This window comes from Collinsella sp. CLA-ER-H10 (genome assembly GCF_040092475.1).
Lineage (GTDB): Bacteria > Actinomycetota > Coriobacteriia > Coriobacteriales > Coriobacteriaceae > Collinsella.
The window spans coordinates 1-19119 of the sequence record NZ_JBBNLM010000012.1; the positions used below are offsets into that span (position 1 = coordinate 1).

Genomic DNA, 19119 nt, shown 5'->3' on the forward strand with positions numbered 1-19119 from the left:
CCAGCCGGGGGCGGATTCGGCCTCATGTTGTGGCGCACGGCCTTCAGGGGCTTCCCCTGGTGAGTTATGTTCGTCCGTATGGGTAAGGGTTGGGTTGAGCTGACAATCCCGTGTCGGAAGGGGCTTGCACCATGCGCGCGATGACAGAGATTGAGTGGCTGGACGGCCGTGTGACGAAGGTGCCGGAGCTCGCCCGGGGCGATGCGTTCGGCGAGAGCGTCCAGGCGGAGCTCGATTTCGGGTTCGACGATGTGTTGGAGGGCCTTTGGGTCGAGGTGCGCCATCATGAGCAGGATAAGGGCGCACTACGGGCGCCCGGGATTTTACGGCGCAACTCGGCGTGCCGAGTTCGTTGCCGCTGGTAGCGTGGCCGGTTAACCCGGAAGGCGGTCACGGCCCGCCGTCATACGCGCCTCGCGTGCCGTATGACGGCGGGCAGTTTTTGCAGGCAGGGCCGTATGACGCATCAGAACCCGTCGGGCGCGGCGGACACCTTGCGCTTCCTGCCGCCGGGCGGCGACCCCTTGGGCTTTTTCGGCTTCTCCGGGATGCGCCATACCGGTGCCGGGGAGGTGTTGCGGGTCTCCCCCTCGAGCGCCCGCGCGAGCAGCGCGCCCTCGGCCTCCGGCGACGTCAGGCCCAGCAGCGGCCCCAGGAACGTCTCGGTGATGTCGCGGCTGGCGAGCGCCATCGGTCCCCCCGCGTCGATCACGAGCGCGCCATTCTCGCGCGCGCTCCAGGCCATGAGCTCCGACGGGGTGATCAGCGGGCGGCGCGCCACGGAGAACGACTTGCCGGACGAGGAGCTCTGCGTCCCCTTGGTGGAGCTCTCCCCGGTCGTCCTCACGCTGTAGTCGCCGAGGCGCTTGCTGATCTCCTCCGCCTCGCCGACGGACTCAACCGAGAGGACGACCTGGGTGCCGAGCAGCGCCAGCAGCGCGTCCGACTCGGCCCTGGAGTAGCCGCACCGCGCCTCGAGCAGATGGGTGTTCTGGAGCACGAAGACGACGTGCAGTCCGATGCTCCGGACCTCGGCGAGGTCGCCGAGGAGGCGGGGGATCTTGGGGATCCCGGACCCCTCGTCGATGGCGAGCAGGGTCTCGGCCGGCAGCCTGCCGCCCGACAGGCGCGCGGTCTCGCGCAGCGCCGACAGCGCCTGGGAGAAGATGCACGAGACGAGCGCGCCGCGGTCCCCTCGGTCCGTCGCGCTGGCGATGTAGAGGATGGTGGGCTTGCGCCCGACCGATGCGAGGTCGACCTCGCCGTCCCAGAGCATTCGGCTGACGTCGTCGTCGCAGAAGGACATGAGGTAGTTGCGCGCGGTGGAGACGAGGGCCTCCCCTCCGCCGCCGTTCGACGAGGCGACGAGGAGGAACTGGCGCGCCGGGTTTCCCGCCGGCAGGTCCGCGGCGAGCTCCTCCAGCGACTTCACGGCGCTCTTCCCGTCGCGGGGTTCCAGGAGCGCGAGCACGGTCGAGAGGTTCCGCGCGCCGTCGGGGATCCGCTCGTCCGTTATCGCGAGCAGGCAGAGGCCGGTCAGCAGGTTGCGGCTGGCGTCCGTGAAGAACCTCTGGCCTGAGGAGAAGGCGTCGGGCACGATGGCGGACGACAGCTCGCGGAGCTCGGCCACGGCGCCGGCGGTGCCCTCGGTCCCGAGTGCCGCGATGGCGCGGTCGAGGGGGTTGAACCTCGCCGACTTGACGGGCTCGTCGAGCCGGATGGCGACGACCTCCATCCCGGCCCTCCTGGCGAGCGGCTCGGTCCATGCGCGGATCTCGGACTTCGGGTCGTGGACGATGACGGACGTCGGGATCCCGTGGGCGTTGCGGTCGATCGCCGCCGCAATTGATGGCGCCAGCGCGCGTCTGCTTTTGCCGGCTCCACTGCCCGCCCTTATGAGGCAGTGGACGGCGGGGACCATCGCGATCCCGCCGCCGATGCAGCCGGCCGCCACGAGCCCCTCCGCGGCGGCCTTCCCGTCCCAAGGAGGGCAGCGCCTCGCGACCCTGGAGGGCCTCGACTCGAGCCAGGCGTCCCCGTGCGTGCGCGTGGGCGCGCGGTCGCCGGCGAACGTCCCGTCGTGGAGCCTCGCCCATGAACGGCCCCAAGAAACGAATCCGAGCGCGAGGACGGAGGCCGCGACGAGGGCGAGCGCCGCGAGCAGCTCGCCCGCCTGGCCCGACGCCGCCGCGTCGGCGGCCGCCTCGAGGGGGCCGCGGAAGACGTAGGTGGGCTCGGGGCCCGGGTCGGCCGTGGGCAGCCGCAGCAGGACGGAGAGGCCCGAGATGAGGGATAGAGTCCACCACCTGGCGTAGTCCCAGGCACCGGCGGCCGCGGCGCAGGCTATGACGGCGGCGACGCCGTGGGCCGCGAGCGTGCCGGCGAGCTCCCTTTTCATGTCGCGGTTGAAGGATTTCGGTTTCATCTCGTGATCGTCCTCTCTATCCTGTTCGCTATCTTCAGCGCGGGGACGCTCGACGGCCCGGTGCCGCCGGAGGCGAGGATCCTCAGGGTCGCGGCGATGAGCCGCAGCGCCCTCTCGCCGGCCTCGTCCCCCATGTCGCGTCCTCTGGCGTCCCGTGTGGCTTCCCTGGCGACCAGGGTCGCCATCGCGGCGGCGCGCCCGAGGGCCGGACCGGGCGACGGCGCATGCCTGAAGGCCCGGTCTGCCGTGGGACACCCCCTGAGGTCTGCCGGCTCGAGGGTCCGGCCGCGCGCGGCCTTTCGCGCGAGCTTTTCGAGGCGCGTCTTCGGGATGCAGGCCCGGGCCTCGGTGGTGAGTCCGGCTTCCCGCCGCCTCTCCGTCGCGGGGCCGGTTTGGGGCGCGGCGCGTCGTGTCGGCACCTCCTCGCGAGCCGGCGTTCTGTCTGGGACTATGACCCGCAGCGCCGCGTTCTCGCACCGGAGGCCGAGGTCGGCGGCTGCCTTGCGGACGTAGACATCCCGCGCCTCACCGGTCAGGCACTTGAGGCCGGCGCACCTCTCGACCGCTTTCCTGTGGCGCTCCAGTGCGCCGGCGAGTGCGGGGGAGTCGGACGCCGCCCGGCCGAGGGCCTCCCTCAACGCGGCGGAGGCCTCCGGGTGGAAACGCCTGAGGTGGGCGGCCTCGATCCTTCCGTTCGGCGGCAGGCCGATGTCGAGCTTTCCGCGGTCGATTCGCGCAACTGCTTCCAGGGCCGCCTTCCTCGCGAGGTCGCGCTCGATGTACGCTTCCCGCAGCAGCGGTGCCATGGCCTTCGAGGAGATCTCGAGTCTGGCCGCCTCCATCTTCCCCTTTGGCAGCAGGGAGTCCCAGTCGCCCTCGCGGTCGATCGTGAGGATGTGGACGTGGTGGCTCGTGCCGTTGATGTGCATCGCCGCGTAGAACTCCACGCGGCTCTCGGGCACGCCGGTCATCTCGGAGAAGAGCCTCGGCCACTCGGACCGCACCAGCGCCTGCCAGGCGTCCAGGCGATCGAGGCCGGCGCCTGGGGCGATGTCGTTCGGGACCGTGACGACGGTGGTGAGCACTGCGCCGCCGTTTTGGGCGATGGCGCGCCTGGCCTCCGCCACGGGGACCGGGCCGTCCGCGCCCCAGAGGCCGCCGGTCGAGCCGGTCCTGTTCGCGGCGTAGGCGGCCAGGCCGTCCACGCCGAGCCTCCTGCCGTCCGCCTCGCTGATCTCGATGACGACGCCGCGGCGGGTGCCGGCGTATGCCGCCAGGCCCGCGGCGGACGCCCTCGCTGACGCCCCCGCGCGGACGACGGAGTGGTTGACGATGACGGGCGGGCTAGCCATCGGCGCGCTCGCGCGCGTGGAGCTTCACCTCGTCGATTCGGCCGAGCCCGGCGCGGCTGAGCTCGCCGGCCTGCGCGAGGTAGTTCTTCCAGATGTCCGCGACGGGGACCTCGTCGAGCGAGGCGTAGGAGGCCTTGAGGACGTCGGCCGACATGAGGCCGGCCATGATGGCGGCGGTCATGGGCCGCGAGAGGACCGCGGCGATGCGGTCCTCGGCGGCGTCGAGCTTGCGCTCGATGTCGAGTGCGGCGACGTCCATCCGCGCGTCGACGACGCCGCGGATGAAATCTGCGACCTCGTTGCCGTAGAGGTCGAGCCCCTCCGTGGCGAGCGCCGAGCGCAGGAGCGAGCGGATCTCGTCGCTGACGTTGGAACCGTTGAGCTCTGCCCGCGTCTTGAGGGCGGTGTAGAGCTTTGAGTCGAGCTTCACGCTGACGTTCTTTGTTGCTGCTGTCATTCGATCCTCTCTTCGATGCGCGGTGATCGTCGGCCCGAAAGCAGGGGCGGACCGACCGTTGTCGATCCGCCCCGCTTGAGGCCTACTCGTCTTCGAGAAGGACGTTGGGATAGCCCTCGGGCGCCTGGTCTGCCGGGAGGGGAGGATAGGCGACAAGCTTGTTCACGACTCCCAACGTATCGAGGTCCAGGATGCAGTCGATACCGCGGAGGACGCTGTCCGGGGTGTAAGAGCGATCGCCGCTGCGGGCGACCCCGACGATGACCCTGGCGAGCTCGCGGGGGTCGATGCCGGACCAGCGCCTGGCGATTTCCGCGACGATGGCGGGCGCGACGTAAGGGATATTGGGGACGGAGGAGTGGGACGCGATGACGAAGGCGCCGGGGATGCCCTCGATCTTCTCTGCGGGCTCGATAACGATGGGCTGGACGCCGAAGGTGCTCCAGCCGTCGAGCAGGCATTCGGCGTCCGAGGGGATGCGGAAGGAGTGGCCGTTGAGGGTGAGGGGCTTGTGGTTCTTATCGACACTTTTCTTGGGCATGGTTTTCCTTTCGATGTGAGATGGCCGCCGCCCGCTCGGGCGGCGGCGTACGATGGGCTAGTCGTCGATGTCTTCGACGGTGAAGATAGGCCAAGGGGCGCGATCGGCGAGTTCAATGGGGACTGCGCCGAAGACACCGAGTTCCTGAGTAATATTCTCGAGTCGAGCTGCGAAGCGTTTGACGAACGCGTCGTGCATCGCGCCAGTGCCGTTGACGACATAGGCGCGAGCTGCGATCTTGACGAGCTCGTGGTCGGGGATGCCATAGCACTCGTCGATGGCAGCGAGACAATCCACCGCGTCGGGGGCCTCGTCGGTGGGGCTAAACGCCATGAGGGTGCGGGGAACGTTCGCAATCGCGTGCTTGAACTGCAGGATCCAGGCGCTCTGGGCGTTTTCGGTGTGCTCGAGGTTGAGGACGGGGGTGTCCTGGCCGCCATGGTAGACATAGCGCTTCTTAGCGATGTCGAAGACGAGGGCCGGACCGCTGTCCGTCTGGACTACGACAGTCTGATGCCGCATAAGTACCTCCTAGATGTTGGGATGTATAGAAAAGTTGCCAATGGCGAATGCCGCTGAAAGGCGGAGCCCTCGCCCTCGCGCCGGTCACGACCTCCTCCCCTCGCGCACTCCGGCGCTAATCAGTTCGATGAGCTTGCGCACCTGATCGGAGTTCGATCCGGCCGCCTCCAGCGCCCTGGCGATGCTCTTGCCGGTAAAGGTCGACGCGAACAATGTCGAGCGCTTGTGGCGCCGACGATCTCCGAGCAACTCGATCAGCGCGAGTGCCTCCTCGCGCATACCGCTCGCGCCAAGATCCGCGATGACGAGCACGGGCAGATCGCGATAGCGATCGACGGTGTGGGCCTTCGAGTTGGGGCCGTAAAGTTCGCCGCCGTTCCATGCCGTTGCAAGCTCACATGCCGAGATGAATACAGCGCGCTCGTGGGAGGCCATGGCGGCCGCCGTAGCCACCGCTGCCGCTTCGTCGGCATCGTCGTGCGCGTACCAGATCCATGCGCCGATAGAGAGGCGAGCAGCCTCCTTCTCTTTAGCGTTTCCGGTCTTTGCCGCGAAGATGGCCGAGGCGCGCTCGGCGATGAGCCTGGGAGTGTGCTCGGGAACGCGATGAGCGCGGTTGCCGGGCCCGCGCAACGCCCGCCACGCCTCGGGCGTGATGACGGTGCCGATGGCGCCGTAGTACTCCTTCGAGGCGGGCAGGCCGTCGTAGTCAATCATCCTATTCGCCGCCTTTGCCGCGCAGAGCGCTGAGGTAGACGTCGAGATCGCGCTCATAGATGTACGTGCGGCGACAGAGGTAGATGCCCTTGCCGGTGCGGGCAATCAGCTGGCCGGCGGTGTCGGCGGTGAGGTGAAGCTTGTCAGCGACCTCGTCGCGAGTGAGAAGCGGGCCCGTCTGGATGCCAGGCGTGTCGTTGTCGTCCATGTGTATGCCTCCTTCGGTGTATGTGTTACGGGGCGGGAGCTGCTCCGTGACTACACAATGCCGTCGGCGGGCATAAATCGAGGTATTACATCACCTATTACGGGGGTTTACCTGCGATGATGCTTATCGATAAATTGATAAATAAGATTGAATTGCTGTTGACCGATGCCAAGGGCGGTGAATCGGACTCAAAGGTTATCGATGTTGTGGAGGAGGGGGAGCCGTCTTTGCCGCCTGAAGATGAACGTCGATATTGGCCGATCATGCCGCTTGATCCCGCGACCGGTCAGGTTCAGGTCGGCTATAAGACGAAGGACGGGCTTGAATTTCACGAGAACGGTCGTCTCGTTCCGGACGTAGCGGGCGAGAGTGCAGGCGACCACATGAACTTCACTTATCGCGAAGAATCAATCGGTATGCCGAACAGGCCGTCAAGCGTTGAAACAGACGCACCGGGGGCGGACAAGGACCTTGCTTTCGGCCTGATTCGCTCCGTGGCCCTTGACGGTCTTCTGGAAGGCGTTCTGCCGTCTTGTAAATTGGAAGATTACGGAAGCGTTGATGCGATGCTGCTCGCTCTGTCAGAAGTGCCGGCACCGGCGTGTTGCGTCGACGACGCGCCGCATCCCGGTGACAAGGCCTCCGGCGTCGACCCTCGGGAGAGGTTCGCTGCCGCGGCGCGCGTAACCGGTCCTTTGTTTGGCTTTGTGGGGAGAGTCGGCCCCTATGAAATCGACGAACCGCTTGACGCCTGGCTTTCGGTCGCCGGGGCAATGAAGATCTCTTCCCTGGCTTCATCGGTCGAGATGGGTTCGCCGTCTTCGCTGGGGGTTTTGGATCCCTATTGGCGCGTGTATTGCTTCGGCAACGTTGAGGCAAATAAAACCGCGTACGTGGTTCTCACCAACCTGCAAATCCCTAGCGATCATGAGTTTAGGGATAGCTTCGTGGGCGGGCTTGAGCGCGGTGGCAAGTGGGCGGTGATCAATGAAAGGATTGAGCCCGGGACTGCCATGGTCGAGCGTTCGTTTGTCAGGTGGTGCAAGAACGATACATTGTCCTTTATGGAGACAGTTGGAGAAGCTGACTTTCCAGGTCCGTCTTTTGTTGCAAGGGTGCCTGGTGATACTCTCAGGGGGCTCGACGAGTCTTCCGAGCGCGTTCTCAAGACCGAGGAATCCCTTGCCTCGCATCTGGTGCAGGACATGACGGAGTGGTTCTCGCGCTGCGCGGGTTATGGGTGGAGGAGAATCCTCGAGCCCAAGCGGCAGACTCCGACGCAGATGGCTAATGGCGTCATCGATTATGGCCGCGGCTCTTCTTTCGACCTTTGCGTTCCCGATGCTGCTACGCGCCTTTGGGTCGCGCTTGCAAAGAGTTATTCGGTTGATGTCGTCAAAATATGCGAGCACTGCGGCCGGCCGTTCGCCGACACCGCAAACGGCAAATCGCGATGCTGTTCAGAGGAATGCACGAGAGCGAAGAACGCCAGGAACAGTAGGAAGAGGGCGAACGCGAGGCGAAGCGCATCGAAAGCGAAGAGCTGATTTAATTTGAAAGCAAGTTGCCGATCGTGTTGGCGGCTGCCTGGTCCTTGGCGGCAATTGCGTGTGCATAGGTGTCTAGCGTGAGCTTGACGGTGCTGTGCCCGAGGCGGCTGCTGACGGTTTTGATGTCGACGTTCTCTCCGATCAGCAACGTCGCCTGCGTGTGCCTGAGCATATGCGGGGTCAGGCCGGAGTACTTTGTACCTCGAGCGTACATCTTTCCGTCTCGCTCGATGTAGTGCGTGATTTCTCTGAACTGCCCAAAGCCATAGTCCGAGCACCATTCGCGGAACCATCGCGAAAAGCAGTTTGGGTCCATGTGCGCGATGGCGATTGGCCCCCTCTTTCCTTTTTCGTCATCTTTAGTTTTTGCCCTCGTGTTTCTTTGGGGATCGACTAATGTGTGCACAATCGGGGTGCTGGAAGCCTGTTCGAGGTCGACTTCGGCGAGAAGCGTGCGCTGAAGCTCGCGCCAGGCGGCGAGCCTCTCGAGTGCAAGCGGGCTCAAAGAGACGGACCTTTTCCCCGTTGAGCTCTTTGGGTCTCTGACCAGCTTGTCGGCGGCATACTGTCCGTCGATGCGGACATAGCCGTCGCCAAAATGGACGTCGCCCCATCTGAGTCCGAGCATCTCTCCGCGGCGCATGCCGGTATCGAGCAACAAGAGGGTGCCTATTCTGTGAGAGTCCATCTCCTGTGAAAGGAGGAGGGAGAGAAGCCTCCGGGCTTCATCGAGGGAAAGAGCCTGCCTCTCTTTTCCTTTGGGCCGCGGGATGACGGTGCCGGCGCAGGGGTTCTTGACAATCAGGTCGTCAAGCATGGCGGCCTTCATAATCTGATTCAGTTTTACACTGATTTTATGCAGCTCAGATTCGGAGAATCTTCCACTTTTGCGGGCTTCAGCATAGCCGGCGTTTATTATGTGGGGCCTCAGGTCTTTTACGGGATAATTGCCGAAAAGCTCCTGTATTTCCTTAACTTCAAGCTCTTCGCGGTCAAGGGCAAGCGGGCTGATGGTCTCGGCGTCCACGCGATCTTTGTGGAACTCTTTGGTGTACTGATAAACGGTCTTATCGGGGTCTTTGATGGTGAGTCCGCTATTGAGCTCAGCCTTATATGCTTCGAGCTCGGCTCTCAATTCCGACTTGTTCTTTGCGTAGACCTTTCGGCGAGGTGAGTACCTATATTTGCCGGTAATGGGGTCTTTGCCCATGTTGTGCCTGATATAGTACACGTTTTTCTGCGTCTTGCTTTTAAGGGCGCTTCCCTTACCAACGACAAGAGGCCTGCTCATGCGCCGATCCTTTGGTCAAATGAATACGAATGTGACTCCATGGCTGCGTGGCATACGCTCGGAGCAGCACGCCCGTGCGGCCCGTGAAGCGGGCGCTTCGGGTGCGCTGCTCCGAGCGTATGCCACGCAGTGGCGAAAGTCAAGATTTCAGTGGTCGAATTTTGGTCGAAATCGAACAGAACCGCTATTTGGTGTTTTTGAAAGAAATGTATATCTACCTGCCTATATAGCGGTGTCAAACAGTCTCAAAGAGTGTCAACAAGTTTAGAAACTACGGGCTCATAACCCGGAGGTCGTAGGTTCAAATCCTGCCCCCGCGACCAAGAACTTGCAGCTCGTCGGCCTAGCCGGCGAGCTTTTTTGTTATTTCGGGACCGTGTTTTCGGTCCAATTCTCGGCCTCTCAAACAAAATCTCGATCTGTAACATCTAGACCCGATTTGGGCGGCTAGGTGTTACAGACCGAGATATACCGGTGGGTTGGGTCGTGTTTGTCTAAATCTGTAACACGAGGGACGGATTTTGCCGAGTTGTTGTTATAGATTGAGATTTTCTAGCAGGCGGGTTTGGTTTGTCTCGATCTGTAACAGTAAGACCCGGTTTTGCCGCGTAACTGTTACAGATTGAGATAAACCGACGGGCCGCCCCGCCCATCCCCATCCACCTGCCGCTACCTGCTGTCCGCCGATTTCCGTTGCGCTGTTGTATTCCCATGCCATATTCTCTAGACAACTACGCGGCATCATCGCCGCCGCGCCTACAAGAGAGGAATGTTCATGACCGCACCTGCATCCAAGCTGCTCCAGCCCATTACGGTTGGCCCCCTTGAGCTCAAGAACCGCATTATGTTTCCGCCGCTGACCACCGGCTACGAGGAGCGTGACGGTTCCATCGGCGAGCGCAGCCTGGCTTTTTACGAGCGCTTGGCCCGTGGCGGCGTGAGCTACATCGTCATCGGCGACGTCGCTCCCGTCATGACCGCAAGCCCCACGCCCAAGCTGGCAACCGACGCCCAGATCCCCACGTTTAAGGCGCTGGCCGACGCCGTCCACAAGCACGGCGCCAAGGTCGCGCTGCAGCTGTTCCACCCCGAGTACGATGTGCCCGGTGTCGGCCGCATGGTCATGGGATCCATGGCCGCCGCCAAGGCCGCGCAGGAGGCCAAGGCCGCCGGCGACGAGGAGACCTTTGCCGCCAAGATGGCCGAGTCCAACGAGATCCGCAACCAGGCCTACGCCAAGCTGCATCACGACATGCAGCACTTTGTGAACGAGGCGAGCGTAGAGCAGCTCACCCAGATCAAGGAGGCCATCGCTGCCTCGGCCGCTCGCGCACAGCAGGCCGGGATCGACGCTATCGAGGTCCACGGCGACCGCCTGGTGGGTTCGCTGTGCTCGGCCATCCTCAACCAGCGCACCGACGAGTACGGTGGTTCGTTCGAGAACCGCGTTCGCTACGCGCTGGAGGTCGTCGCTGCCATTAAGGAGGCCGCGCCGCAGCTGATGGTGGAGTACAAGCTCCCCGTGATCATGGAGAACCCCGACGGCACGCCGCGCGGCAAGGGCGGCCTGCAGCCCGACGAGGCCTGCGAGTTTGCCAAGCTGCTCGAGGGCGCCGGCATCGACATGATCCAGGTCGCGCAGGCCAACCACACCGGCAACATGGGCGATACCATTCCGCCCATGGGCGCCATGCCCTACAACTGGACGCTGCCGGTGGCCGAGCGCGTTAAGGCCCTGGTCTCCGTGCCGGTGGCCACCGTCGGCCGCGTGGTCTCGGTCGAGGCCGGCGAGAAGATCCTGGAAGACGGCGCGGCCGACATCATCGCCTATGGCCGCTCGCTCATGTGCGACCCCGACATTGCGCTGAAGGCTGCCACGGGTGAGCCCATCCGCGAGTGCCTCAACTGCAACAAGGGCTGCGTCGACGCGATTCAAAACCGCAAGTACATCTCGTGCGTGCTCAATGCCGAGAACGGCGACGAGGCGACCGTTGCCATCAAGCCGGGCGAGGGCGACAAGAAGATCGCCGTGGTGGGCGGCGGCATCGCCGGCCTGGAGGCCGCGCGCGTGGCGGCCAAGCGCGGCTACGATGTGACCGTCTACGAGGCGAGCGATCATCTGGGTGGCCAGATTGTGCTGGCGGCTGCGCCTCCGCGCAAGGACGAGATCATGCGCTCGGTCGAGTACTACGAGAAGATTCTGCCTGGCCTGGGCGTGAAGGTTGAGCTCAACCACGTCGCTACCGCTGAGGACCTCAACGCCGCCGACGCCGCGATTGTGGCCGTGGGCGCGCACGACGTGGTCATCCCCGTTCCGGGTGCCGATTCGGACAAGGTCGTCTCGAGCTGGGACGTGCTGGCCGGCAAGGTTGAGCTTACGGGCCGCGTCGCCGTCATTGGCGGCGGCCTGGTGGGCACCGAGACTGCCGAGTACCTGCTGCAGCACGGCTGCGAGGTGGCGATCGTGGAGATGCTCGACAAAATTGCCGCGGGCGAGTCCGAGACCATTCTGCCGCTGATCATGAGCGACTTTGCCGAGCACAACGTGGAGCAGCACGTGAAGACCCGCCTGACCGCCATTACCGACGAGGGCGTGGAGGCTGTTCGCACCACCGAGGACGGCGCCGAGGAGTCGGTGAAGATCGCCTGCGATTACGTGGTGATGGCCGTGGGCTCCAAGGCCAACGCGTTTGACCTGGATAGCGTGACGGTGCCCGTGACCTGCGTGGGCGACTGCTCGGGCGAGCGCACCGCCGACATTGCGAGCGCCATTCGCACGGCATATCACGCGGCCAACGAGCTGTAGCTGACCATCGCAGCGGGGCGGGGCGGTAGCACGGATTCGCCTCGCCCGACTGCGTCCCATCGGGTGTCAACCGGGGCGGGGTCTGCAAGCGCAGCAGGTCCCGTCCTTTTTGTTTTGCTCGGGTGGATGGCAATGCGCGGTAATCATGAGAAGTGAGGCGTCACTGCCCTGCAGGCCGCTCAAAATTATTGGGGGAGAGGTTAATAATTATTCCCTCTAGACCAAAGGACATAAAGAGATGCCAATTTTGTTGGCAAACGAATGACGATTAGCTGCGAGCTAGCTACCAGCGTAAATAATCGATAAAGAAACGCCGTAAATAGGTGTCAAATGCCCAGATAATGCCGCGTCTATTTTAATTAACTGCTTTGAGCAAACAGCAAAATGCTACTATCTAGCGTGCACGTAAGAAAGCAGATTAACGGTTAAGGCTAAGAAGTGGCAGGTATGTCGGAAGCAACTAGGACTCGCACGCATACGCCCGAGGTTAGGCAGCGTGCCGTCGAGATCCTCCAAGAGGGGGTCGGTCACCGCGCCCTCGCTGCAAAGCTCGGCATTCCCCAGGCCACGGCTCGTCAGTGGGCCCGTGCATATGCCGTGGGCGGTGCCGACGCTGTGCTCAACGCGGGCGCTCGCCATCACACCTATTCGTACGACGTAAAGCTCGCCGTGGTTAAGGACCGTCTGGAAAACGGCCTGACGGTTCGCGAGGCCATGATCAAGCACAAGATTCCCAGCGAGTCTTCGGTCAAGGCTTGGTGCCGCCAGTATCGCGATGGCGGTGCCGACGCGCTTATCGATAAGCCGCGCGGTCGCAAGCCGCGCGTAAAAAAGGCGGAATAGCGAACGAGATGGTGCGCCCACAGGGGGCGCATTTTTCTTGCCGCCCCTCTGCTCCAAAGCAGACGTGCCCTTGCCCCGTACGTCTAAAACTCCCCAGTTGGCCGAAAACCCGCCGTCGCTACTCCTCAATTGAGCTATAACGTTAAACAATTGCAGCGTTTTTGCATGGGGGAGTGATGGTATGACGCTACTGTATTTCCTTACCCTGTTTCCGCTGGTACCGGCGCTGGGCATGCTGCTCGCGCGCGGTGACCGAGCTCGCGATACGGTAGGGCTTGTAGGCTCCGGCATTATTATGGCGGCGACAGTTGTAGTCGCCGTCATGTTTTTTGGCACGGGTCCGCAGAGCTTTGAGGTTGCCCCCGGCACCTCGCATGTGCTCTCGATCATCAGCTCCGTCATCGATGTCATCCTGTGCGCCGTCATCCTGTACAGCGCGTACAAATATAGGAACGCGCTCACCACGGTGCTCGGCGTGGTGCAGCTGGTGGGTTCGGTTGCCTTTGCGACCATGACGCTGCCCGCGGCCGAAGCCGTCACCGCAACGCCGCTCTACCTAGACTACATGAGCGTAATCATGGTCCTCGCCGTCGGCATTGTCGGCAGCCTTATCTGCGTGTATGCCCTGGGCTACATGAAGGACTTCCAAGCGCACGATGAGCACGAGGCCGCGCTGTGCGGGCAGACCGCGCCCGACCGTCGCCCGCAGTTCCTGGCGCTTATGTTCCTGTTCCTCTCGGCCATGTTCGTCATCGTGACGAGCGACAACCTTGAGTGGCTGTTCTGCGGCTGGGAAATCACCACCGTGTGCTCGTTCCTCATGATTGGCTACACGCGCACGCCCGAGGCCATCAAGAACGCCTTCACCCAGATTATCCTCAACATGCTGGGCGGCATCGCGTTTTTGCTCGGACTCATGTACCTGCACGTTAACGGCATGCCGCTGACCATCTCGGGTATGCTCGAGCTTTCCGGCGCCGGAACCGCGCAATCCGCGCTGCTGGTGATGCCGGTCGTTCTGCTGTCGCTCGCCGCCCTTACCAAGGCCGCGCAGATGCCGTTCCATACCTGGCTGCTCGGTGCTATGGTTGCCCCCACTCCCACGAGCGCCCTGCTGCACTCGTCAACCATGGTCAAAGCCGGCGTGTTCCTGATGGTCAAGTTGAGCCCGCTCTATGCCATCTATCCCGTGACCGGCTTTATGGTCACGAGTGTGGGTGCCATCACGTTTTTGCTCGCCGCTCTCATGGCCATTTCGCAGAGCAACGCCAAACGCGTGCTCGCGTACTCCACCATCTCCAACCTGGGCCTTATCAGCGCCTGCCTGGGCGTCGGCGCGCCCGAGGCCGTGTGGGCCGCCATCTTCCTGATCCTGTTCCATACGGTGGCAAAGTCGCTGCTGTTCCTGTGCGTGGGCACGGCCGAGCATCATATCGGCAGCCGCAATATCGAGGACATGGACGGTATGTTCAGCCGCATGCCGCACCTGACACGCCTGATGATGCTGGGTATCATGGGCATGTTTGTGGCGCCGTTTGGCATGCTCGTGTCCAAGTGGGGCGCCCTGGTGGCGTTCGCGCAGACCGGCAACGTGCTCATGATCATGGTGCTTGCCTTTGGCTCGGCCGCGACGTTTTACTTCTGGGGTAAGTGGCTCGCCAAGCTTTCGGGCGTTGACCCCACGGCTCAAAACGTTGAGGTCAATGTCCATAAGACCGAATGGATGGCGCTCAACACCATCGCCGCGCTGCTGATTTTGTGCTGTGTGGCGTTCCCGGTTATCTCGAGCGGTCTGGTGTCGCCTTACTTGGCCATGGTGTTTGGCCGCGTGCCGTACGTTATCGGCAAGGACGCCATGTATCTGATGGTGGTTATCGTGGCGTTTATCGCCGTGGTGCTGCTGACGTCGTTCCGCGTGAGCAACAAACCGCACGTCAACGTGTACCTTTCGGGTGTGGGGACCGACAATTACCGCCATTTCCGCGGCTCGATGGGACGCGAGGTGAAGGCCGAAAAGCGCAATTGGTACTCGGAGGACGCCCTTGGCGAGAAGCGTATTGGCCCCGCGGGTAGCGTCGTGTGCTGCAGCATTATCGTGTTTGCGCTGCTGTGTTGCGCGTGGATTGGGCCCGAGAGACTTGCCATGAGCGCGCCCTCGGTGCTGCGCGGCAAGTATTTTGAAGGTTCGGGCGTCTTGGGCATTTTTGTTGGCACCGTGGCGTTTGCCCTGCTGGCGCCTTTGGTTGGTGGCCTGATCGATGGTCTTGACCGTAAGCTTTCGGCCCGCATGCAGGGCCGCGTGGGCCCGCGCTTGCTGCAGCCATTCTACGACGTTGCCAAGCTGCTGCGCAAGGCCCCCGCCAGCGTAAACACCATGGACGATACCTACATGGCGTGCGCGCTCATCTTCACCGTCGTGGGCGGCGGCATCTTTGTGTCGGGCTCCAACACGCTGCTGTGCGCCTTTATGGTGACGCTTGCCGCGATCTTTGTGGTGCTAGCGTCCGCCTCGACACAAAGCCCGTTTGCCCAGGTTGGCGCCGACCGCGAGCTGCTGCAGGTTATGAGCTACGAGCCTGCCGTTCTGCTGATGAGCGTGGGCCTGTACCTTGCCACCGACAGCTTCGATTCCATCGCCGTGACGGGGCAGTCGGCCCCCATCATCGTGTACAGCGCGCCCATTTTCCTCGCGCTGCTCGCGGTGCTTACCATCAAGCTGCGTAAGTCGCCGTTCGATCTTTCGTACTCGCATCACGCGCATCAGGAGATCGTCCAGGGCGTCGCCACCGAGATGAGCGGCGGCACGCTGGCCAAGATGACCCTTATGCACTGGTGCGAGACCGTGCTGTTTTTGATGTGGGTGGGCATGTTCTTTGTTTGGGACAACCCCGTGAGCTGGCTGGTCGCCCTGGTCGTGATGGCCGCGACGTATTTTGTCGAGGTCCTGATCGACAACACCTTCGCCCGTAGCACCTGGCGCAGCTGCTTTAAGCTCGGCTGGGGCGTGGCGCTGGTGTTTGGCCTGCTCAACCTTATGCCCATCCTCGTTGACGTGTTTATTTAGGAGGCGGCATCCATGGATCATAAAATGTCGCGCTCGCCGTGGGTTATTCATTACGACGGCTCGAGCTGCAACGGATGCGATATCGAGGTGCTGGCCTCGCTCACGCCACTGTTCGATGCGGAGCGCTTTGGCGTGGTCAACACCGGCAACCCCAAGCATGCGGATATCTTTTTGGTGACGGGTTCGGTCAATGCCCAGAACCTGCCCGTCGTGCGTCAGATCTACAACCAGATGCTCGAGCCCAAGTGCGTGGTGGCGTGCGGTATCTGCGCGTGCTCGGGCGGCGTGTTCCGCGATGCGTATAACGTGATCGGCGGCGTGGACCGCGCGATTCCCGTGGACGTGTACGCGCCCGGGTGCGCCATTCGCCCCGAGACCGTGATCGATGCCATCGTGGAGGCATGCGGCATCCTGGACCAGAAGGAGGCCGTGATGCGCGCCGGCGGCGACCCACTTACCGTGGGCGGCGCTGCTACCTGGGACGGTGGCGTTGAGCTGGGCGAGGACGGGTTTGTGGCTGCGGGGGTCGGCGACGCCCCTGCCGGGACGCCCGCCGCACCCGCCGCTGGCGACGCACCCGCCGGGACGCCAGCCGCTGCAAAGGAGGCCGAGTAATGCAAAAGGCAATCTATACCACCGTCGGGATCGACGAACTCCTGTCGCATGTCCAGGCGCTCAAGGGCGTCGGCGCGCGCTTTGTGCAAATGCACGCCGAGCGCAACATCGACGACGGCACGTATCGGCTGGTCTATACGTTTATCGACGTTCGTGCTGCTCAGGAGCATATTGCGCAGGACGGTAGCTATGCGATCGAGAACCTGGTAGTCGAGGGTATCGACCAGTACCAGGAGATTCCGTCCATCAGCTCGTATTATCCGGCGGTATTCCCGTTTGAAAATGAGGCCCACGACCTATTTGGTCTTGCCATCACCGACATGCAGATTGACTTTAAGGGCTTTTTCTACCAGGTCTCGACTGCCGAGCCCATGAGCGTCATCACGCCCGAGGTGAAAGCCGCGCGCGAGAAGGCCATGAAGGTCCGCGCCGCCGCCGAGGCCAAGGCGCGCAAGGCCGCGGCCGAGAAGGCTGCCGCGGCTGCTGCAGGGGAGGGCGCTGCGAGCGCCGGCGATGCCGCAGGCGCCGCCGCTCAGCCTGCTGCGGCTGCCGGCTCCGATGCCCAGCATGACGAGGCTGCCGCCAAGGCCGCGCTCAAGGCTGCCGAGCTGGAAGCAAAGCTCGCCGCCATGGATCCCGAGAAAGCGGCCAAGGTCCGCGCGGCGCTTGCCGCCAAGGCCGCCCGCGACAAGCAGAAAAAGGAGGCGTAAGGTCCATGGCACATCGCTCCGTTATTCCGTTTGGCCCGCAACACCCGGTGCTGCCCGAGCCGCTTCATCTGGACCTGGTGATCGAGGACGACCGCGTCATCGAGGCAATTCCGCAGATCGGCTTTGTGCACCGCGGACTCGAGAAGCTCACCGAAAAGCGTGACATGCACCAGTTTGGTTACATCGCCGAGCGCATCTGCGGCATCTGCGCCGTGGGCCACAGCTGCGGCTATGCCAGCGCCTGCGAGCGCATGCTCGACATCGAGGTGCCCGGCCGCGTGCAGTATATCCGCACCATTTTGCATGAGCTTTCGCGCATTCACTCGCACCTGCTGTGGCTGGGCCTGCTCGCCGATGCCTTTGGCTTCGAGGCGCTGTTCTATCGTTCGTGGACCCTGCGCGAGCAGATTCTCAAGATCTTCGAGAGCACCTGCGGCGGCCGCGTGATCCTTTCGATCAACGAGATCGGCGGCCTTAAGCACGACATCGAGGACTCCGAGCTGGCGGGTATTGTCCAGACGCTCGATGCCATGCGTCCCGACTACGAGGCCCTGGTGCATACGTTTTTGGACGACAATAGCTGCGGCGAGCGCCTGCATGGCGTGGGCGTGATCAGCAAGAAGGATGCGCTGGAGCTTTCGATGGTCGGCCCGTTCGGCCGCGCCTCGGGCGTGGACTACGACGTGCGCATGTTTGGCGACGGTGCCTATGCGGATCTGGCCGCGTTTGAGCCTATCGTTGCTAGCGATGGCGACTGCTATGCCCGCTGCCAGGTGCGTTGTGCCGAGGTCACGCAGGCCATGGACATCATCAAGGAGCTTGTGGGCAAGATCCCGCACGACGGTATCGGTGGGCGCACCAAGCTCACGCCGGCCGACGGCGCGCGCGGCGAGGTTGTGATTGAGCAGCCGCGCGGCGAGGCGTATTACTATGTGCGCGGCAACGGCACCAAGAACCTGGACCGTTTTCGCGTGCGCACGCCGACGTCGCAGAACCTGGCAGGTCTGACGCATGCGCTGCAGGGCGTGCTCCTTGCCAACGTGCCCATGATTATCCTGACCATCGACCCCTGCATTAGCTGCACGGAAAGGTAGGCGCGGCATGAGTTTACTGACATTTGCCAAGACGGCCTTGGGTTCTATGGTCAAGCAGCCGGTCACGGTGTGCTATCCGCAGGAGAAGCTGACGGCGCCCGAGCGCTTGCGCGGGCATATCGTCAATGACATGGATGTGTGCATCTGCTGCGGCATGTGCGCACGTCGCTGCCCGGCGGGCGCGCTCGCGGTCGATCGCAAGGGTGGGACGTGGTCGATCGACCCGTACGCCTGTGTGGTGTGCGGCGAGTGCATCGAGAGCTGCCCCAAACACTGCCTGACTATGGACACCGCTCGTACTCCAGTTGCGGCGAACAAGACTCCCACGGTAGAAACCAAGCCGGAATAGCTCTGGAATTGGGCTGGTATAGCGCTGGAATGGGGGCCGGTGGGGCAAAATTGCCCCACCGGCCCCGCGCTTAAACGCGCGGTTGTACCGCCACGAACAAAACCATGCCGGATTACGGGGCTGGATAGCGAACCTCCGACCATACAGAAAATCGCAAAAACAAAACCGCAGGTAGATAGCCTGCCGTTTTTGAAAAAATGAAGGTATGGATGAGGGCCCCGACTTTAGCCCCGTAATCCGGCATAGTTTTGAAATGACACCATATCAGTACCAGCCCCTGATCCCTCGGGGACGGAGGAAAACGGATTATTTTGGCCTTGCGAGGACATCCGCGTGACCCGTTCGCCATGAAATGGGCCTATCTACTACATTTGGGTGGCTACCCTCAACCACGGCGAAAAATGCGAAAAGAAAACAGCAGGTAGAACGCTTGCGGTTTTTCGTAAAACGCGGTTATGGTCAGGGGTATCGGGTTAAACGTAGTAGATGGGCCGGTTTCGTGGCGAGCGTTACCAACTGATCCCCCGGGGACGGAGGAAAACGGATCATTTTTGCTTGATGGCTCCGAGTCGCAC

General features: G+C 62.9%; 17 protein-coding genes. 9 read left to right on the forward strand and 8 right to left on the reverse strand.

Features of this window, described 5'->3' with window-relative positions; all coding sequences use genetic code 11:
* Positions 1-131: 131 nt before the first annotated feature.
* Positions 132-365 (forward strand): hypothetical protein, encoded by a 234-nt coding sequence (locus tag AAAX36_RS06340; protein ID WP_349074679.1) that lies wholly within the window; start codon positions 132-134, stop codon positions 363-365.
* A gap of 101 nt (positions 366-466) precedes the next feature.
* Here the strand turns inward: AAAX36_RS06340 and AAAX36_RS06345 are convergent, their stop codons facing one another.
* The 7 genes from AAAX36_RS06345 to AAAX36_RS06375 form a co-directional block, all read right to left on the reverse strand.
* A complete protein-coding gene (locus AAAX36_RS06345) occupies positions 467-2425 on the reverse strand; it encodes a type IV secretory system conjugative DNA transfer family protein (protein ID WP_349074681.1) in 1959 nt (652 codons plus the stop codon).
* Complete coding sequence (locus tag AAAX36_RS06350; protein ID WP_349074684.1) at positions 2422-3777, reverse strand: hypothetical protein; 1356 nt, start codon at positions 3775-3777, stop codon at positions 2422-2424. The genes AAAX36_RS06345 and AAAX36_RS06350 overlap by 4 nt, the downstream gene beginning before the upstream one ends.
* The gene (locus AAAX36_RS06355) at positions 3770-4234 is read right to left on the reverse strand and encodes a hypothetical protein (protein WP_138113696.1); all 465 of its coding nucleotides are present in this window, start codon (positions 4232-4234) and stop codon (positions 3770-3772) included. Before AAAX36_RS06355 ends, AAAX36_RS06350 begins: the two co-directional genes overlap by 8 nt.
* Before the next feature lie 82 nt (positions 4235-4316).
* Positions 4317-4775: a hypothetical protein gene (locus AAAX36_RS06360; RefSeq protein ID WP_227790518.1), complete on the reverse strand. Its 459-nt coding sequence runs from the start codon at positions 4773-4775 to the stop codon at positions 4317-4319.
* Positions 4776-4832: 57 nt separating this feature from the next.
* Entirely contained in the window at positions 4833-5297 is a 465-nt protein-coding gene (locus AAAX36_RS06365) for a hypothetical protein (RefSeq protein ID WP_349074686.1), read from the reverse strand.
* 84 nt (positions 5298-5381) lie between these two features.
* Entirely contained in the window at positions 5382-6014 is a 633-nt protein-coding gene (locus AAAX36_RS06370) for a hypothetical protein (RefSeq protein WP_227790517.1), read from the reverse strand.
* Between the two features lies 1 nt (position 6015).
* Positions 6016-6222, reverse strand: coding sequence for a hypothetical protein (locus AAAX36_RS06375; protein ID WP_138113704.1), 207 nt, complete (start codon positions 6220-6222; stop codon positions 6016-6018).
* Positions 6223-6338: 116 nt separating this feature from the next.
* On the opposite strand from AAAX36_RS06375, the gene AAAX36_RS06380 reads away from it, so the two are divergent.
* Positions 6339-7769, forward strand: coding sequence for a hypothetical protein (locus AAAX36_RS06380; protein ID WP_349074690.1), 1431 nt, complete (start codon positions 6339-6341; stop codon positions 7767-7769).
* Position 7770: 1 nt separating this feature from the next.
* Here AAAX36_RS06380 and AAAX36_RS06385 read toward each other — a convergent pair whose 3' ends face one another.
* Positions 7771-9063: a site-specific integrase gene (locus AAAX36_RS06385; RefSeq protein WP_227790515.1), complete on the reverse strand. Its 1293-nt coding sequence runs from the start codon at positions 9061-9063 to the stop codon at positions 7771-7773.
* Between the two features lie 775 nt (positions 9064-9838).
* On the opposite strand from AAAX36_RS06385, the gene bilR reads away from it, so the two are divergent.
* The 7 genes from bilR to AAAX36_RS06420 all read left to right on the forward strand — a co-directional run bounded on the left by bilR (position 9839) and on the right by AAAX36_RS06420 (position 18544).
* Positions 9839-11869, forward strand: a complete 2031-nt coding sequence (gene bilR / locus AAAX36_RS06390) for a bilirubin reductase, long form (protein ID WP_349074692.1) — start codon at positions 9839-9841, stop codon at positions 11867-11869.
* 447 nt (positions 11870-12316) lie between these two features.
* Positions 12317-12712, forward strand: coding sequence for a transposase (locus AAAX36_RS06395; protein WP_349074694.1), 396 nt, complete (start codon positions 12317-12319; stop codon positions 12710-12712).
* A 181-nt stretch (positions 12713-12893) separates the two neighbouring features.
* Entirely contained in the window at positions 12894-15776 is a 2883-nt protein-coding gene (locus AAAX36_RS06400) for a proton-conducting transporter membrane subunit (RefSeq protein WP_349074696.1), read from the forward strand.
* Between the two features lie 12 nt (positions 15777-15788).
* Positions 15789-16391, forward strand: coding sequence for an NADH-quinone oxidoreductase subunit NuoB (nuoB, locus tag AAAX36_RS06405; protein WP_349074698.1), 603 nt, complete (start codon positions 15789-15791; stop codon positions 16389-16391).
* The gene (locus AAAX36_RS06410; protein WP_349074700.1) at positions 16391-17101 is read left to right on the forward strand and encodes an NADH-quinone oxidoreductase subunit C; all 711 of its coding nucleotides are present in this window, start codon (positions 16391-16393) and stop codon (positions 17099-17101) included. Before nuoB ends, AAAX36_RS06410 begins: the two co-directional genes overlap by 1 nt.
* 5 nt (positions 17102-17106) lie before the next feature.
* On the forward strand, positions 17107-18195 hold the full coding sequence (locus tag AAAX36_RS06415) for a nickel-dependent hydrogenase large subunit (RefSeq protein ID WP_349074702.1): 1089 nt from the start codon (positions 17107-17109) through the stop codon (positions 18193-18195).
* A gap of 7 nt (positions 18196-18202) precedes the next feature.
* Entirely contained in the window at positions 18203-18544 is a 342-nt protein-coding gene (locus AAAX36_RS06420) for a 4Fe-4S dicluster domain-containing protein (RefSeq protein ID WP_349074704.1), read from the forward strand.
* The last annotated feature ends 575 nt before the right edge of the window (positions 18545-19119 follow it).

Excerpts from the sequence above, each read along its gene's own strand:
- AAAX36_RS06365 (WP_349074686.1), bottom strand. The coding sequence starts at position 5,297 with ATGCGGCATCAGACTGTCGTAGTCCAGACGGACAGCGGTCCGGCCCTC.
- AAAX36_RS06415 (WP_349074702.1), top strand. The coding sequence starts at position 17,107 with ATGGCACATCGCTCCGTTATTCCGTTTGGCCCGCAACACCCGGTGCTG.
- AAAX36_RS06340 (WP_349074679.1), top strand. The coding sequence starts at position 132 with ATGCGCGCGATGACAGAGATTGAGTGGCTGGACGGCCGTGTGACGAAG.
- AAAX36_RS06370 (WP_227790517.1), bottom strand. The coding sequence starts at position 6,014 with ATGATTGACTACGACGGCCTGCCCGCCTCGAAGGAGTACTACGGCGCC.
- AAAX36_RS06420 (WP_349074704.1), top strand. The coding sequence starts at position 18,203 with ATGAGTTTACTGACATTTGCCAAGACGGCCTTGGGTTCTATGGTCAAG.
- AAAX36_RS06350 (WP_349074684.1), bottom strand. The coding sequence starts at position 3,777 with ATGGCTAGCCCGCCCGTCATCGTCAACCACTCCGTCGTCCGCGCGGGG.
- AAAX36_RS06395 (WP_349074694.1), top strand. The coding sequence starts at position 12,317 with ATGTCGGAAGCAACTAGGACTCGCACGCATACGCCCGAGGTTAGGCAG.
- AAAX36_RS06400 (WP_349074696.1), top strand. The coding sequence starts at position 12,894 with ATGACGCTACTGTATTTCCTTACCCTGTTTCCGCTGGTACCGGCGCTG.
- AAAX36_RS06360 (WP_227790518.1), bottom strand. The coding sequence starts at position 4,775 with ATGCCCAAGAAAAGTGTCGATAAGAACCACAAGCCCCTCACCCTCAAC.
- bilR (WP_349074692.1), top strand. The coding sequence starts at position 9,839 with ATGACCGCACCTGCATCCAAGCTGCTCCAGCCCATTACGGTTGGCCCC.
- AAAX36_RS06345 (WP_349074681.1), bottom strand. The coding sequence starts at position 2,425 with ATGAAACCGAAATCCTTCAACCGCGACATGAAAAGGGAGCTCGCCGGC.
- AAAX36_RS06385 (WP_227790515.1), bottom strand. The coding sequence starts at position 9,063 with ATGAGCAGGCCTCTTGTCGTTGGTAAGGGAAGCGCCCTTAAAAGCAAG.
- AAAX36_RS06375 (WP_138113704.1), bottom strand. The coding sequence starts at position 6,222 with ATGGACGACAACGACACGCCTGGCATCCAGACGGGCCCGCTTCTCACT.
- nuoB (WP_349074698.1), top strand. The coding sequence starts at position 15,789 with ATGGATCATAAAATGTCGCGCTCGCCGTGGGTTATTCATTACGACGGC.
- AAAX36_RS06410 (WP_349074700.1), top strand. The coding sequence starts at position 16,391 with ATGCAAAAGGCAATCTATACCACCGTCGGGATCGACGAACTCCTGTCG.
- AAAX36_RS06380 (WP_349074690.1), top strand. The coding sequence starts at position 6,339 with ATGATGCTTATCGATAAATTGATAAATAAGATTGAATTGCTGTTGACC.
- AAAX36_RS06355 (WP_138113696.1), bottom strand. The coding sequence starts at position 4,234 with ATGACAGCAGCAACAAAGAACGTCAGCGTGAAGCTCGACTCAAAGCTC.